General features: G+C 72.6%; 12 protein-coding genes. 10 read left to right on the top strand and 2 right to left on the bottom strand.

The window, feature by feature from the left end:
• Nucleotides 1–40: 40 nt before the first annotated feature.
• The 5 genes from miaA to KME79_RS09740 are packed head-to-tail and all read left to right on the top strand — an operon-like array spanning nt 41 to nt 5,622.
• Nucleotides 41–934, top strand: a complete 894-nt coding sequence (miaA, locus tag KME79_RS09760; RefSeq protein WP_219544151.1) for a tRNA (adenosine(37)-N6)-dimethylallyltransferase MiaA — start codon at nt 41–43, stop codon at nt 932–934.
• 18 nt (nt 935–952) lie between these two features.
• Nucleotides 953–1,759, top strand: a complete 807-nt coding sequence (dapF, locus tag KME79_RS09755) for a diaminopimelate epimerase (protein WP_148033531.1) — start codon at nt 953–955, stop codon at nt 1,757–1,759.
• 50 nt (nt 1,760–1,809) lie between these two features.
• Nucleotides 1,810–2,565 carry an SCO6745 family protein gene (locus tag KME79_RS09750; RefSeq protein WP_246639585.1) on the top strand — a complete coding sequence of 252 codons (756 nt, stop codon included), beginning with the start codon at nt 1,810–1,812 and terminating at the stop codon, nt 2,563–2,565.
• A gap of 19 nt (nt 2,566–2,584) precedes the next feature.
• On the top strand, nt 2,585–4,861 hold the full coding sequence (locus tag KME79_RS09745; protein WP_219544150.1) for a tetratricopeptide repeat protein: 2,277 nt from the start codon (nt 2,585–2,587) through the stop codon (nt 4,859–4,861).
• Nucleotides 4,862–4,863: 2 nt separating this feature from the next.
• Nucleotides 4,864–5,622, top strand: coding sequence for an SDR family NAD(P)-dependent oxidoreductase (locus KME79_RS09740; RefSeq protein WP_148033529.1), 759 nt, complete (start codon nt 4,864–4,866; stop codon nt 5,620–5,622).
• An 8-nt stretch (nt 5,623–5,630) separates the two neighbouring features.
• Here the strand turns inward: KME79_RS09740 and KME79_RS09735 are convergent, their stop codons facing one another.
• On the bottom strand, nt 5,631–6,236 hold the full coding sequence (locus tag KME79_RS09735) for a TetR/AcrR family transcriptional regulator (RefSeq protein ID WP_219544149.1): 606 nt from the start codon (nt 6,234–6,236) through the stop codon (nt 5,631–5,633).
• Between the two features lie 130 nt (nt 6,237–6,366).
• Here KME79_RS09735 and KME79_RS09730 point away from each other — a divergent pair, with 130 nt between their 5' ends.
• The 5 genes from KME79_RS09730 (at nt 6,367) to KME79_RS09705 (ending at nt 14,439) form a co-directional block, all read left to right on the top strand.
• Nucleotides 6,367–8,775 carry a GcvT family protein gene (locus KME79_RS09730; protein ID WP_219544148.1) on the top strand — a complete coding sequence of 803 codons (2,409 nt, stop codon included), beginning with the start codon at nt 6,367–6,369 and terminating at the stop codon, nt 8,773–8,775.
• Nucleotides 8,772–9,974 carry a sarcosine oxidase subunit beta family protein gene (locus KME79_RS09725; RefSeq protein WP_219544147.1) on the top strand — a complete coding sequence of 401 codons (1,203 nt, stop codon included), beginning with the start codon at nt 8,772–8,774 and terminating at the stop codon, nt 9,972–9,974. Before KME79_RS09730 ends, KME79_RS09725 begins: the two co-directional genes overlap by 4 nt.
• Complete coding sequence (locus tag KME79_RS09720; RefSeq protein WP_148033525.1) at nt 9,974–10,222, top strand: sarcosine oxidase subunit delta; 249 nt, start codon at nt 9,974–9,976, stop codon at nt 10,220–10,222. Before KME79_RS09725 ends, KME79_RS09720 begins: the two co-directional genes overlap by 1 nt.
• The gene (locus tag KME79_RS09715) at nt 10,219–13,701 is read left to right on the top strand and encodes a 2Fe-2S iron-sulfur cluster-binding protein (RefSeq protein WP_308248853.1); all 3,483 of its coding nucleotides are present in this window, start codon (nt 10,219–10,221) and stop codon (nt 13,699–13,701) included. The genes KME79_RS09720 and KME79_RS09715 overlap by 4 nt, the downstream gene beginning before the upstream one ends.
• Before the next feature lie 102 nt (nt 13,702–13,803).
• Nucleotides 13,804–14,439 carry an HNH endonuclease family protein gene (locus tag KME79_RS09705; RefSeq protein ID WP_219544146.1) on the top strand — a complete coding sequence of 212 codons (636 nt, stop codon included), beginning with the start codon at nt 13,804–13,806 and terminating at the stop codon, nt 14,437–14,439.
• A gap of 3 nt (nt 14,440–14,442) precedes the next feature.
• On the opposite strand, the gene KME79_RS09700 is transcribed toward KME79_RS09705, so the two are convergent.
• Complete coding sequence (locus KME79_RS09700; RefSeq protein WP_148033524.1) at nt 14,443–14,802, bottom strand: PepSY domain-containing protein; 360 nt, start codon at nt 14,800–14,802, stop codon at nt 14,443–14,445.
• Between the last annotated feature and the right edge of the window lie 27 nt (nt 14,803–14,829).

Below are 14,829 nucleotides of genomic sequence, written 5' to 3'. Positions count from 1 at the left end.
CGGGCGCGACCGCTGACCTGGGCAGGCCACACTGGTAGGCGTGCGTCACCCAGTCATCGCCGTCGTGGGGCCCACCGCGGCCGGTAAGTCAGACCTCGCCGTCGATCTCGCGCTGCGGCTGGGCGGGGAGTGCGTCAACGCCGACTCCATGCAGCTCTACCGCGGCATGGACATCGGCACCGCCAAGCTCACCGAGGCCGAGCGGCGCGGCGTGCCCCACCACCTGCTCGACGTCTGGGACGTGACGGTCACGGCCAGCGTGGCCGAGTACCAGAAGCTGGTCAGGCCGCTGATCGAGGCCATCGCCGTGCCGGTGCTGGTGGGCGGCAGCGGGCTCTACGTGCGCGCGGCCATCGACGACCTGGAGTTCCCCGGCACCGACCCGGAGATCAGGGCCCGCCTGGAGGCCGAGCTGGCCGAGCGCGGCGCCGGGCCGCTGTACGCGCGGCTGCGCGAGCTCGACCCGGCCGCCGCCGCGGCGATCCTGCCGAGCAACGGCCGGCGCATCGTGCGGGCGCTGGAGGTGATCGAGCACTCCGGCCGGCCGTTCTCCGCCACCATGCCTTCCTACGAGGCCATCTACCCCAGCGTGCAGATCGGGCTGGAGGTGCCCAGGCCGGTGCTCGACGAGCGGATCGAGACCAGGGTCGGGCGGATGTGGGCGGCGGGGCTGGTCGGCGAGGTGCGCGAGCTGCTCGGGCGGGGCCTGGCCGAGGGCCGCACGGCCGGCCGGGCGCTCGGCTACGCCCAGGTGATCCGCTACCTGGAAGGGGAGTGGAGCGAGGAGGAGGCGTTCGCCGAGACGGTGCGGGCGACGCGGCGGTTCGCGAGGCGGCAGGAGTCGTGGTTCCGGCGCGATCCGCGGGTGCGCTGGCTCCCGTACGACGACCCCGGCCTGCTCGACCGGTCCCTGGCGCTGATAGCCGGACAGTAGTCCGGATAAAATCGGGTAATGCGCTTTCTCAAGGGGCACGGCACCGAGAACGACTTCGTCATCCTTCCCGATCCCGATGGCGAGCTCGACCTGCCCGCCACACTCGTGGCCCGCATCTGCGACAGGCGGGCCGGTGTCGGGGCCGACGGCGTGCTCCGCGTGGTGCGCACCAAGCAGGTTCCCGAGGTGGCGGGGCAGCAGGCCGAGTGGTTCATGGACTATCGCAACGCCGACGGCGGCATGGCCGAGATGTGCGGCAACGGCAGCCGGGTCTTCGCCCGCTACCTGGTCGACGCGGGGCTGGAGGGTCCGGGCGAGTTCGCCATCGCGACCCGGGGCGGCACCCGCCTGGTCCGGGTGGAGCCTGACGGTGAGATCACCGTCGAGATGGGCAAGCCCGCCGTGCTGGGCTCCAGCGTCACCACGGTGGGCGGCCACGAGTACGAGGGCGTCCACGTCGACGTGGGCAACCCGCACCTCGCCTGCTCGATCGGCGACCCGGTCGTCCAGCTCGACCTCACCCACCAGCCCACCTTCGACCCCGCGGTGTTCCCGGCCGGCGTCAACATCGAGTTGTTCAACGCGGTCGGCCCCAGCCGCGCGGTGATGCGGGTCTTCGAGCGGGGCTCCGGCGAGACCCGTTCCTGCGGCACCGGCGCGGTCGCCACCGCGGTCGCGGCCGCCGCGCTGTCCGGCGAGACCACCGGCACGTGGACGATCGAGGTGACGGGCGGCACGCTCACCGTGGTGCTCGACGAGGAGACCAGCTATCTGCGGGGCCCGGCGGTCATCGTGGCCTCCGGCGAGCTGATGCTTGCAGAATGATGTTCTCCTAGGGGATGCTGGGTCTGTTTCCCGAACCGAGAGGGGTGGAGATGGCAGACCCGCGCACCACAGCCGTCCAGGTCAAGGCGCCCATCGGGCAGTACGGCGGCGGCTTCATGATCTCCCGCGAGGCCAAGGCCGTCTGCGACGAGCACGGCCTGGGGCCTCGCGAGTTCTACTTCCGCGGCCGCTGCGGGGTGCTCGGCGAGTGCGAGGCCGACGTGGTCACCTCGGTGGCCGTCTTCTTCCCGCCCGAGCACGTCAGGCAGAGCTGGGAGGGCGGCCGCAAGATGCCCGTGGACCAGGCCGTCGAGCTGGCCGCCGGGGCCTGCCAGGACTGGGGGCGGCGCAAGCTCGGCGGCTACGACGGCTGCGCCAGGATCGCCGAGCTGCTGGAGAAGGTCGTCGAGGCGGCCTCACCGGTCGGGGCGCCGCTGTTCGCCGGGTGGCGGGCCGTGCCGCTCGCCGGCGATCCGCCCGCGCGGGCCGTCCAGCTCATGCACGTGGTCCGCGAGCTGCGGGGCGGGCTGCACGCCAACGCGGTGCTCGCGGCCGGGCTGAGCCCTCTGGAGGCCACGCTGGCCGCCGACCACGACGCGACGCCGTTCGGCCACCGGAGCGGCGAGATGATCGCCCAGTTCTTCCAGTGGCCGGAGCCCTATCCGACCCCCGGACCTGACGTCGTCGCACGCCGGGCCGCCGCCGAGGACGCCACCGACGACCTGATGGCACCGGTATTTTCCGTGCTAAACGATGACGAATCGGACGAGCTCATCGCGCTTCTGCGTTTGGGGGACGCTCGTTGACCTGGCAGACTGACTGCCCATGGACGTGGACATCTGGGCGTGGGTCGGCGAAACCCAGCAGCAGCTTTCCGAGGCGGGCAACGTGGGCCTCGCCATGGCTCTGGGAGACCTGCCCGCGCAGGCCTACGAAGGGCGATATCCGCAGCTCGACGTGATGGCCCCGGCCATCGCTCAGCAGGCGGAGGCCCTGGGGCAGCCCTGGCTGGAGTTCTACTCCCGCTACTGGCACCTCGTCGGCCGCATCGGCGACCGCGTCCAGGGCGCGGTCGCGATCGAGGACGCCGAGCAGCTGCTCGCGTTCGCCCAGCGCGAAGACGTCCGCGACTGCCCGGCCACCCCGGCGGCCGTCGAGGCGCTCGCCGTGGCGTGGGCCAACACCGACGGCCCCGGCTACGCCGACCGGCGGCTGGAGCTGCTGGCCCCGGCCATCGAGAGCGCCGACCCCGCCGGGCCCGCCTTCTCCGGCCTGGTGACCCAGTACGCCGCCGCGCTCGTCGACGCCGGCCGCGCCGGGGAGGCCGTCACCTCCATCGAGTCCGCCGTCGAGCGGCTGCGTGCCGCCGGCCGCGAGGCGAGCTGGGAGCTCGGCGCCGAGAGCGCCCGCGCGCTCCTCGCCGCGGGCCGCGCCGAGGACGCGCTCACCGCGCTGCAGGCCGCCGCCGGCTTCCAGGCCGACGACCCGGTCGCCAAGGACCACCGCGACGGCGTGCGCCGCGCGCTCGTCCTGGCGCAGCTCGACCGCCTCGCCGAGGCCGTCGACGCGCTGCCCGACCTCGACGTGGTGGGCGAGCACCCGCGGGTGTTCGTCGAGTGGGCCCAGGCCGTCTACAAGCTCTCCGGCTCCGCCCAGATCACCAACACCTGGCAGCTCGGCCGCGTGCTGCGCCAGTGGATCGACTACTTCGGCATGATGGGCGGCTACCGCTCCCGCGTCGAGCTCGCCCTCGTGGCGGGCGACCTGGCCGTCGCCCGGCAGGGCGTCTGGCAGGCCAGGGCGCTGGCCGACCTGGCCGAGTCCGCCGCCGCCGAGCTGCGCGCCGACGCCGGCGTGGCCGAGCGCGTCGCCGCGCTGCGCGCCGCCGCCGACGCCACCGCCGAGCCCGAGGCGCCCGGCCCGCTGGAGGAGCGCGTCGCCTACTTCGACGCCGCCGACGGTTACAACGCCGACCCCGAGCGCTGGATCGGCTGGCTCGCCCCGCTGTCCGGCGAGGACCTCGAGGCCACCCGCCGCCACACCACCACCCTCGGCTTCCTCGGCTACCCCGCGTCCGGCGCCGACATCTACTGGAAGATGCTCGTCGACTCCGGCGACATCGCCACGGCCGAGCCCGACGACATCGGCTACCTCACCACGCTCCTCATCGAGGCCCGCCAGGACGAGCGCCTTGAGCAGCTGGCCGGCATGCTGCCGCACGCCGCCAAGCACCTCGCGCTGGCCCGCCTCCACACTGCCCGCGAGCGCTGGCCCGAGGCCCTCGACAACGCCGAGCACGCCGTAGCCGCCGGCGCCGGGGTCGACGCCCGCCGCATCGTCGCCACCGCCGCCCAGCAGCTCGACGACAACGTCAAGGGCGCCAAGGCGCTGCTGGAGGTGCTCGACGAGCTCGCCGACGAGGACGTCTGGCGCATGATCGTCATGGCCACGGCGGCCGAGGACTGGGCGGCCGTCCGCAAGGGCGCCGCCAGGATCGGCATGCCGATCAAGTCCACCGAAGGGCCGATCGAGGAGGAGATGGGCCTGATCCGGGTCATCCTCCCCGCGCCCGACGGCGGCCGCCGCCAGGTGCTGTCCATCCGCACCGGCCCCGCCACCGCCCGGCTGGCGCTGCCGCAGCCGCGCGGCATGGACTACAACGCCGGCGACCTCGTGGTGTTCGACCCGCAGCTGCTGGAGCCGCTCCCCGAAGACCCCGAGGAGCAGCAGAACTTCGTGCCGCCGTTCGCGGCGGTGAGCATCCTGCGGCCGGGCGGCTACACGAGCTACTTCTTCGACGGCGCCGCGCCGAGCGAGAGCGACTGGGCCGAGTTCACCGAGGTCATGGCCGAGCGCGGCTGGCCCATGTGGGTCTACAGCGACGAGAACTACCAGGTCAACCACCCGACGAGCGGCGAGCAGCTCCCCGGTGTGTTCGGCTGGGTGGCGGTGCCGCCCGGCGTCTCGCCGGTCGAGGTCGACGCCCTGCTCGACGACGCCACGGAGCGCTGGTCCCACCCGCTGGCCTGGCTCGACCTGGCCCGCGAGGTCGACGTCGAGGTCGAGCGGCACGAGCGCATCGTCAAGGAGTACGGACTCTAGTCATGCTGCGGCGTTTCGGGCTCGACGGCAAGGTCGCCATCGTCACCGGCGCGTCCTCGGGGCTCGGCGTGGCCTTCGCCAGAGGGTTCGCCGAGGCCGGGGCCGACGTCGTGATCGGCGCTCGCCGCGCCGACCGGCTGGGAGAGACGCGGCGGCTGGTCGAGGAGACCGGTCGCCGGTGCCTGGCCGTGGCCACCGACGTGGCCAGGGCCGAAGACTGCGGCGCGCTGGCCGAGGCCGCGATGGCCGAGTTCGGCGCGGTCGACGTGCTGATCAACAACGCCGGGGTCGGCACCGCCGTGCCCGCGCTGCGCGAGACGCCGGAGGAGTTCCGGCAGGTGATCGACGTCAACCTGCTCGGCACCTACTGGATGGCGCAGGCGTGCGCGCGGGTGATGCGGCCCGGCTCGTCGGTGGTCAACATCGGCAGCGTGCTCGGCGGCACCACCGCCGGGCTCCCGCAGGCCGCCTACAGCGCGTCCAAGGCGGGCGTGGAGGGCCTCACCAGAGACCTCGCGCAGCAGTGGACCGGGCGGCGCGGCATCCGGGTCAACTGCCTGGTGCCGGGGTTCTTCGCCTCCGAGATGACCGATCAGTACCCGCCCGGCTATCTGGAGCGGGTCCTGGAGCAGCGGGTGCCGATGGGCCGGGCGGGCGACCCGGCCGAGCTCGTGGCGGCGGCGGTGTTCCTGGCGAGCGACGCGGCCTCCTACATCACCGGCGTCGCGCTGCCGGTCGACGGCGGCGTGCTCATCACCTGACGCGCCGGTCAGCGCGCGTAGAGGCCGCGCAGCGCCGTCTCGACCACGGCGTCGGCGTAGGCGTGGGTGAGCGGGCCGGAGCGGTGCAGCCAGCGGCTCAGCAGCGGGCTCCAGATCAGGTCGACCGCCACGTCCAGGTCGAGATCCGCGGGCAGCTGCCCGGCCTCCTGGGCGGCGCGCAGGCGGGCCTTCTTCAGCTCGTTCATCGGCCTCTCCAGGCGCTCGGCGTAGAGGGCGGCCAGCGCGGGGTCGTTCGTGATCTCGATGGAGAGCGCGCGCAGCGGCCGGTCGTAGGCCGGGTCGGCGAACTCGTCGACGGTGGCGCGCAGCACCAGCTTGAGGTCGGCCTCCAGGTCGCCGGTGTCGGGCAGCGCCGTGCCCTCCGCGCCCTCCCGCCCCTCGGTCAGGCTCAGCACGGCGTCGAAGAGCACCGCGCCCTTGGACGGCCACCAGCGGTAGATCGTCTGCTTGCCGACGCCCGCGCGGGCGGCGATGCCCTCGATGCTGAGCTTGGCGTAGCCGACCTCGCCCGCCAGCGCGAAGGCGGCGTCGAGGATGGCGCGGCGGGAGGCCTCGCTGCGGCGGCCCGTGTCAGGTGTGGTTCTGCGCTGCACGGGCCGATCCTAGCAGGAGACGAGACGGTCCGTCTCTGCTGAGAGACGCTCTTGTCCTGCCGATCGCTGGGCTTTATGTTCGTTGCGTAGTCCGGTACGTGTTGCGTATTAAGGAACAACCGGAGGGTGCATGACGAGCCGGCCTCGATTGGTGATCATAGGAGCCGGCATCGTGGGCTGTGCCCTGGCCGACGAACTGACCGCACGCGGATGGACCGACGTCACGGTCGTCGACCGGGGGCCGCTCCCCGCCACCGGCGGCTCCAGCTCCCACGCGCCGGGCCTGGTCTTCCAGACGAACCCGTCCAAGACCATGACCGAGTTCGCCTCGTACACCGTGCGCAAGTACACCGAGCTGGGCTGTTTCGAGCAGGTCGGCGGTCTGGAGGTGGCGACCACCGAGGAACGCTGGCAGGACCTGCACCGTAAGCACGGCTGGGCCGAGTCCTGGGGCGTGGAGAGCCGCCTGGTCGACCCCGCCGCCTGCGCCGAGCTGTGGCCGCTGCTCGACCCGGGCAAGGTGCTCGGCGGCTTCCACGTGCCGTCCGACGGGCTGGCCGTCGCCGTCCGCTGCTGCGAGACGCAGGCGCGGCGGGCGTCGGAGCGCGGCGCGCGGTTCCTGGGCGGGCACACGGTGGTGGGCGTCGAGCAGCACGGCGGCCGGGTCACCGGCGTGGCGGTCGAGTCCGACGTCGAGCACGGGGTCGTCGAGCACCGGGTCATCGAGGCGGACGTGGTGGTGTGCGCGGCTGGGTTCTGGGGGCCGTCGATCGGCGAGCTGGCCGGGCTGACCGTGCCGCTGCAGCCGCTGGCCCACCAGTACGCCAGATCGGGCCCGCTGGCCGGCAGCCCGGGCATCGGGCCCATCCTCCGCCACCAGGACCGCGACCTCTACTTCCGGCACCACGGCGACCGCGTCGGCGTCGGCTCGTACGCCCACCGCCCGATGCCCGTCGCCCAGCACGAGATCGGGCCCAAGGGCACCACGATGCCGTCGGTGCAGGCGTTCACCGAAGAGGACTTCGACCCCGCCTGGCGGGACGCGTGCGAACTGCTGCCGCCGCTGGCCGGGACCACGTACGAGGACGGCATCAACGGCGTCTTCTCGTTCACCCCCGACGGCTTCCCGCTGATCGGCGAGGCGCCGCACCTGGAGGGGTTCTGGCTGGCCGAGGCCGTCTGGGTGACGCACTCGGCCGGGGTCGCCAGGGCGGTGGCCGAGCTGCTGGTGGACGGCGTGTCCGCGACCGACCTGCACGAGTGCGAGCTGAGCCGGTTCGAGCCGGTCCAGCTCTCCCCGGCCTTCGTCGCCGAGCGCGGCGCGCGGAACTTCGTCGAGGTGTACGACGTCATCCACCCGCTGCAGCCGATGGAGGCGCCGCGGCCGATGCGCACCAGCCCGTTCCACGTCCGGCAGCGCGAGCTGGGCGGCTTCTTCCTGGAGGGCGCGGGCTGGGAGCGGCCGCACTGGTTCGAGGCCAACCGTCCGCTGCTGGACGACCTCCCCGGCGACGAGGCGTTCCTCGGCCGCCGGGACGCGTGGGCGGGCCGCTACTGGTCGCCGATCGCCGCGGCCGAGTCGCACGCCACCCGCGAGAGCGTCGCGCTCTACGACATGACCCCGCTCAAGCGGATCGAGGTCGGCGGCCCGAAGGCGGCGGCGTTCCTGCAGCGGCTGACCACCAACGACGTGGACAAGAAGCCCGGCTCGGTCACGTACACGCTCCTGCTGGACACCGGCGGCGGCATCCGCTCCGACCTCACCGTGGCCAGGATCGAGGAGGACCGGTTCCAGATCGGCGCCAACGGCAACCTGGACCTCGACTGGATCACCCGCCACGCGCCCGGCGGCGTGTACGTGCGCGACATCACGCCCGGCACCTGCTGCGTCGGCGTGTGGGGGCCGCGCGCCAGGGAGCTGGTGCAGCCGCTCACCGACCTGGACATGTCCCACGAGGGCTTCCGCTACTTCACCTGCAAGACCGGTTACGTCGGCCACGTGCCGGTGACCGCGATGCGCGTCTCGTACGTGGGCGAGCTGGGCTGGGAGCTCTACACCACCGCCGACCTCGGGCTCAAGCTGTGGGACACGCTGTGGGCGACCGGCCTGCCGGTCGCCGGCGGGCGGGCCGCGTTCAACAGCCTCCGCCTGGAGAAGGGCTACCGGCTGTGGGGGGTCGACATGACACCCGAGCACGACCCGTACGAGGCGGGGCTGGGGTTCGCGGTCAAGACCGGCAAGGACTTCGTCGGCCGCGACGCGCTGTCCACGGACGTCACCCGCAAGCTGGTGCCGCTGCTGACCGCCGAGGTCGTCATGGGCAAGGAGCCGGTCAGGCACCAGGGCCGCACCGTCGGGTACGTCACCAGCGCCGCCCACGGCCACACGATACGGGCGCCGATCGCCTACGCCTGGCTGCCCGCCGAGCTGGCCGAGCCCGGCACCCAGGTGGACGTCACGTACTTCGGCCGGCGCGTGCCCGCCGAGGTCGCCGCCGAGCCGTTGTTCGACCCGAAGATGGAGAAGATCCGACGGTGACCCATCCCGACTTCCTCTGGCGCGACCCCGATCCGAAACCCGCCTACGACGTCGTCATCGTCGGCGGCGGCGGCCACGGCCTGGCCACCGCCTACTACCTGGCGCGCAACCACGGCATCACGAACGTGGCCGTCCTGGAGAAGGGCTGGCTCGCGGGCGGCAACATGGCGCGCAACACCACGATCATCCGCTCCAACTACCTGTGGGACGAGAGCGCCGCCATCTACGAGCACTCGCTGAAGCTGTGGGAGGGGCTGAGCGACGAGCTCGACTACGACCTGCAGTTCAGCCAGCGCGGCGTGCTCAACCTCGCGCACAACCTCGGCGACGTGCGCGAGGCCAGGCGGCGGGTGAACGCCAACCGGCTCAACGGCGTGGACGCCGAATGGCTCGACGCCGACGAGGTCGGGAAGTTCTGCCCGATCGTCAACGTGTCGAGCCGGGCCCGCTACCCCGTCCTGGGCGGCACGCTCCAGCGGCGCGGCGGCATCGCCAAGCACGACCACGTGGCCTGGGCGCTGGCCCGCCGGGCCGACGCGTACGGCATCGACCTCATCCAGGGCTGCGAGGTGACCGGCTTCGCGATCGAGCGCGGCCGGGTGCTGGCCGTCGAGACCACGCGCGGCCGGATCGCCGCCGGGAAGGTCGCGCTCGCCGCCGCCGGGCACACCTCCGTGCTCGCGGCCGGGGCCGGGATCCGGCTGCCGCTGCAGTCGCACCCGCTGCAGGCACTGGTGTCGGAGCTGCTGGAGCCGGTGCTCGACTGCGTGGTCATGTCGAACGCCGTGCACGTGTACGTCAGCCAGGCGCACAAGGGGGAGCTGGTGATGGGCGCCGGCATCGACGCGTACAACTCCTACGGCCAGCGCGGCGCCTTCCACGTCGTCGAGGCGCAGATGGCGGCGGCGCTGGAGCTGTTCCCGATCTTCGCCAGGGCGCGGGTGCTGCGCACCTGGGCGGGCATCGTGGACGTGTCGCCGGACGCCTCCCCGATCATCGGCCGCACCCCGGTCGACGGCCTGTACGTCAACGCGGGCTGGGGGACCGGCGGCTTCAAGGCCACGCCGGGCTCCGGCTGGGTCTACGCGCACACGATCGCCGAGGGCGAACCCCATCCGCTGGCCGGGCCGTTCGCGCTCGACCGGTTCACCAGCGGGGCGCTCATCGACGAGCACGGCGCGGCGGCGGTGGCGCACTGATGATGCTCATCGACTGCCCGTTCTGCGGCCCCCGCGACGAGAACGAGTTCCACTACGGCGGTCAGGCCGGGATCGCCTACCCGGAGGCGCCCGGCGAGCTGTCCGACGCCGAGTGGGCCGAGTACGTGTTCATGCGCGACAACCCCAGAGGCTGGTTCCGCGAGCGCTGGTTCCACGGGCTCGGCTGCCGCACCTGGTTCACCGTCGAACGGCACACCGTCACCCACGAGATCCGGAAGGCGCCATGAGCCGTCTGCCGTCCGGCGGTCTGATCGACCGCTCCGTCACGCTGCCCTTCCGCTTCGACGGACGGCAGCTGCACGGCCACCCCGGCGACACGCTCGCCTCCGCGCTGCTGGCCTCGGGCGTGCGCGTGGCCGGGCACAGCGTGAACCTGGGCCGGCCGCGCGGGATCTTCACCGCCGGGCCGGAGGAGCCGAACGCGCTGGTACGGGTCGGCGCCGACCCGATGCTGGCCGCCACCACGGTCGAGCTGCACGCGGGCCTGGAGGCGTGGAGCCTGCGCGGCAAGGGCCGGCTCGACCCCGGCGCCGTGGACGATCGCCGCCACGACAAGGGCTACCTGCACTGCGAGGTGCTCGTCGTGGGCGGCGGCCCCGCCGGGCTGGCCGCCGCGCTCGCCGCCGGGGAGTCCGGCCTGCGGGTCATCCTGGTCGACGACCAGCCGAGGCTCGGCGGCGACCTGCTGGGCAGCCGCGTCCTGCTCGACGGCGCGCCCGCGCTCGGCTGGGTGGCCGCCGCCGAGTCGCGCCTGGCCGCGCTGCCCGAGGTGCGGGTCCTCACCAGGACGACCGCGACCGGCTTCTACGACCACGGCTACGTGGTCGCCGTCGAGCGCCGCCCGCTCGGCGAGCGGCTGTGGCACTTCCGCGCGGGCCGCGTCGTGCTGGCCACCGGCGCGCACGAGCGGTCCCTGCCGTTCCCCGGCAACGACCTGCCCGGCGTCATGCTCGCCGCCGCCGCGCGCACGTACGCCAACCGGTACGGGGTACGTCCCGGCGCCCGCGCGGTCGTGTACGCGTGCGCGGACTCCGGGTACGAAGCCGCCCGCGACCTGGCGGCGGCCGGGGTGGAGATCGCCGCCGTCGTGGACCCCCGCCCGGAGGGTCTCTCCGGCGCCCTGGCAGGGCGCGTCACCGGCACCGTTGCCGGGGACGACGGGACGCTCGCGGCCGTCCTGATCGCCGACCGGCGCGTGGAGGCCGACCTGCTGGCCGTGGCGGGCGGCTGGAACCCGGCCGTGCACCTGTTCAGCCAGTCACAGGGCAGGCTGTGGTTCGACGAGACTTTGCGCGCGTTCGTGCCCGGCGAGCCCGCGCAGGCCGTGAGCCCCGCGGGCGCCTGCCGCGGGTTGTACGGCACAGCGCAGGCCATCGAGGACGGCTACCGGGCGGGCGCCGAGGCTCACGGTCGTGTCGCCGGGTTACGGGTCCCGGTGTCGGACGAGGAGGCTCTACGGCCGCCCGCCGCGTACTGGGGTGAGCTGGATCCCGACCCCACGGCGTTCGTGGACCTCCAGCGGGACGTCACTGTCGCCGACGTGGCCAGGGCCACCGGGGCCGGGATGCGCTCGGTCGAGCACGTCAAACGGTTCACCACCGCGAGCACCGGCGCCGACCAGGGCAAGACCTCCGGCGCACTGGTCGTCGGCGTGCTGTCCGAGCTACTCGGCGCCGCCCCCGGCCAGGTCGGCGTCACCACGTTCCGTCCCCCGTACACGCCCGTGTCGTTCGCCACCCTGGCCGGCCGCGACCGGGGACCGCTGTCCGACCCCGCCAGGACCACCGCCATGCACGGCGCGCACGTCGCCAGGGGAGCGGTGTTCGAGGACGTCGGCCAGTGGAAGCGGCCCTGGTACTTCCCGCTCAGCGGCGAGACCATGCGCGAGGCCGTGCGGCGCGAGTGCGAGGCCGCCCGCACCGCCGTGGCCGCGATGGACGCCTCCACCCTGGGCAAGATCGACATCCGGGGCGCGGACGCGGGCGCGTTCCTGGACCGGATCTACACCAACATGTACTCCACGCTCGCCATCGGCGCCTGCCGCTACGGGCTGATGTGCACCGCCGACGGCATGGTGTTCGACGACGGCACCACCACCCGGCTGGGCGAGCACCACTACCTGATGACCACCACCACCGGCAACGCCGCCGCCGTGCTCGACTGGCTGGAGGAGTGGCACCAGACCGAGTGGCCGTCCCTGGACGTGCGGTTCACCTCGGTGACGGACCACTGGGCCACCGTAGCCGTGGCCGGCCCTCTGGCCGGGAGGGTCATCGCCGCCGTCGCCCCTGAGGCGGTCGGCCTGGCGTTCATGCGCTACACCGACGCCACCGTGCTCGGCGTGCCCGGCCGGGTCTTCAGGATCAGCTTCTCGGGTGAGCTCGCGTACGAGGTGAACGTGCCCTGGCACCACGGGCGGGCGCTCTGGGAGGCGGTGCTGGACCTCGGCGCCGTTCCGTACGGGACCGAGACCATGCACGTGCTGCGGGCCGAGAAGGGGTTCCCGATCGTCGGCCAGGACACCGACGGCACGGTGACCCCGCAGGACCTCGGCATGTCGTGGATCGTGTCCGGGCGCAAGCCGGACTTCGTCGGCAAGCGCTCCCACACGCGGCCGGACACCTCCCGGACGGACCGCAAGCGGCTGGTGGGCCTGCTGACGGAGGATCCGTCGGCGTTCGTGGAGGAGGGCGCCCAGCTCGTCGCCGACGGGGTCATGCTCGGACACGTCACCTCCAGCTACCCGAGCGTCCCGCTCGGCCGCGCCATCAGCCTCGCGCTCGCCAGGAACGTCTCGCCCGGCGACCGGCTGACGGCCATCTCGGGCGACACGACGATCCCCGTGCGAGTGGTGTCCCCGGTCTTCTACGACCCGGACAACCACCGCCGCGACGGCGGCCCCACCCCCCAGAACCCCCCGCCCCAAGCAATCCCCCCGTCCGAGATCACCCCCGCCTCACCTCAGGGGGTGGTGTCGTCCGAGGTCACTCCCGGCTCGTCTGGAGGGGTGGTGTCGTCGGAGGCCACTCCCTCCTCACCTCAAGGGGCGGTGCCGTCCGAGGTCACCCCCGTCTCACCTCAAGGGAGGGTGTCGTCCGAGGTCACCCCCGTCTCACCTCAAGGGAGGGTGTCGTCCGAGGTCACCCCCGTCTCACCGCAGGGGGTGGTGTCGTCCGAGGTCACCTCCGGTTCGCCTGGAGGGGCGGTGTCGTCCGAGGTCACCCCCACCAGACCTGAAGGGACGGTGTCGTCCGGGGGCGGGGGTTTTCCGGTCCTGCGGATGTGGGCGGAGAGTCCGGCTGCGGGGTTCAAGGAGCGGTTCGCGGCGGTGGGTGGTGGGCGGGTGCGGGTGCGGGAGGTGCCCTTCGTGCCGATGTGGGAGGTACGGGGGGAGGAACCGGGCAAGGGCATGCGGCTGGGGCCGGAGTGGTGGCTGGTGGCCGGGGAGGTTGAGCCGGGGCCTGGGTGGGTGGACGTCTCGGGGCAGCGGACCGTCATCGAGCTCACCGGTCCGGGGGCGCTGGACGTCCTGATCACCGGGTGCCCGATCGACCTGCATCCGGGGGTGTTCACCGGCCACGCGCAGACGGTCCTCGGCAAGGCGCCGGTGATCCTCCAGAGGTACGGCGACTTGTACCGGATTTTCGTTCGCTCCTCGTACGCGAACTATCTCGGAGAGTGGCTGATTGATGCCTTGGAGGGGTAAAGCGCGGGCAAAGAGGAATTGATATACCTAGACGATCGATAGCCGAGTCTGGGAGTCGCAGTGCGTGTTCGGGCGGTCTTGGCGGGTTTGGCCGCCGTAGTGATGCTCACTGGGTGCGGGGAGCTGGAAGCACAACTGGGACAGCAGGCGGAGGACGGCGGCAAAGCCTCGTCCGACGTCGACGTCAAGGACGCGCGCGGCAAGCTGGAGAAGCTGGCCGTCAAGGGGCGGGCGCCGAAGACCGGGTTCGACCGCGACGAGTTCGGCCCCGCCTGGGCGGACGTCGACCGCAACGGCTGCGACACCCGTAACGACATTCTCAAGCGCGACCTGACCGACGAGACGTTCAAGGAGGGCACCCACGACTGCATCGTCCTCACCGGCGTCCTGAAGGACCCGTACGGCGGCGAGACGATCAACTTCAAGCGCGGCCAGGACACCAGCAGCAAGGTCCAGATCGACCACCTGATCCCGCTCTCCGACGCCTGGCAGAAGGGCGCCCAGCAGTGGTCGGACGCCAAGCGCAAGGAGTTCGCCAACGACCCGCTCAACCTGCTCGCCGTCGACGGCCCGCTCAACAGCCAGAAGAGCGACTCCGACGCGGCGACATGGCTGCCGCCGCGCCGGTCCTACCGCTGCGCGTACATCGCCCGTCAGATCGACGTCAAGGCCAAGTACGAGCTCTGGGTGACGAAGGCCGAGAAGGACGCCATGGACGGCATCCTCGACTCGTGCTGAGCGTCAGTCGTCGTCGCTGTCGTCATCGTCGTCGGCCCGCTCGGTCTCCTGCTTGAGCAGCTTGCCCGACGCGGCGTCGATGTCGAGCTCGTGCTCGACGTCACCCTTGATCGTCTTGACCTCCCAGACGTCCGTCTTCTTGCCGCGGCCGTCGAAGTCGACCTCCGACACCCACGAGCCCGGCACCTCCTTCAGGGCGAGCTCGATGGCCTGCTGGGCGGTCACCTGAGGGGCGGTCTGGGCGACGCTCTGGGAGGCGGGGCCTTCGAGGGAGTCCTGGGAGGCGGCGAAGGCGGCGGAGCCGCCGGCCACGAGGGCCATGGCGGCGGCGCTGGCGACGATGATTTTCGTAGTGGTCTGCATGTCTTCAAGAAAACCCCGGTCGCCGGT

It is taken from the genome of Nonomuraea harbinensis (assembly GCF_019396385.1).
Classification (GTDB): Bacteria; Actinomycetota; Actinomycetes; order Streptosporangiales; family Streptosporangiaceae; genus Nonomuraea; species Nonomuraea ferruginea.
Note: the sequence above shows the minus strand (reverse complement) of the source record. Positions and strands in the feature narration are given on the sequence as shown.

Coding starts and splice junctions, on each gene's coding strand:
- dapF (WP_148033531.1), top strand. CDS start 953: ATGCGCTTTCTCAAGGGGCACGGCACCGAGAACGACTTCGTCATCCTT.
- KME79_RS09730 (WP_219544148.1), top strand. CDS start 6,367: ATGACGAGCCGGCCTCGATTGGTGATCATAGGAGCCGGCATCGTGGGC.
- KME79_RS09740 (WP_148033529.1), top strand. CDS start 4,864: ATGCTGCGGCGTTTCGGGCTCGACGGCAAGGTCGCCATCGTCACCGGC.
- KME79_RS09715 (WP_308248853.1), top strand. CDS start 10,219: ATGAGCCGTCTGCCGTCCGGCGGTCTGATCGACCGCTCCGTCACGCTG.
- KME79_RS09705 (WP_219544146.1), top strand. CDS start 13,804: ATGCTCACTGGGTGCGGGGAGCTGGAAGCACAACTGGGACAGCAGGCG.
- KME79_RS09750 (WP_246639585.1), top strand. CDS start 1,810: ATGGCAGACCCGCGCACCACAGCCGTCCAGGTCAAGGCGCCCATCGGG.
- KME79_RS09720 (WP_148033525.1), top strand. CDS start 9,974: ATGATGCTCATCGACTGCCCGTTCTGCGGCCCCCGCGACGAGAACGAG.
- KME79_RS09700 (WP_148033524.1), bottom strand. CDS start 14,802: ATGCAGACCACTACGAAAATCATCGTCGCCAGCGCCGCCGCCATGGCC.
- KME79_RS09745 (WP_219544150.1), top strand. CDS start 2,585: ATGGACGTGGACATCTGGGCGTGGGTCGGCGAAACCCAGCAGCAGCTT.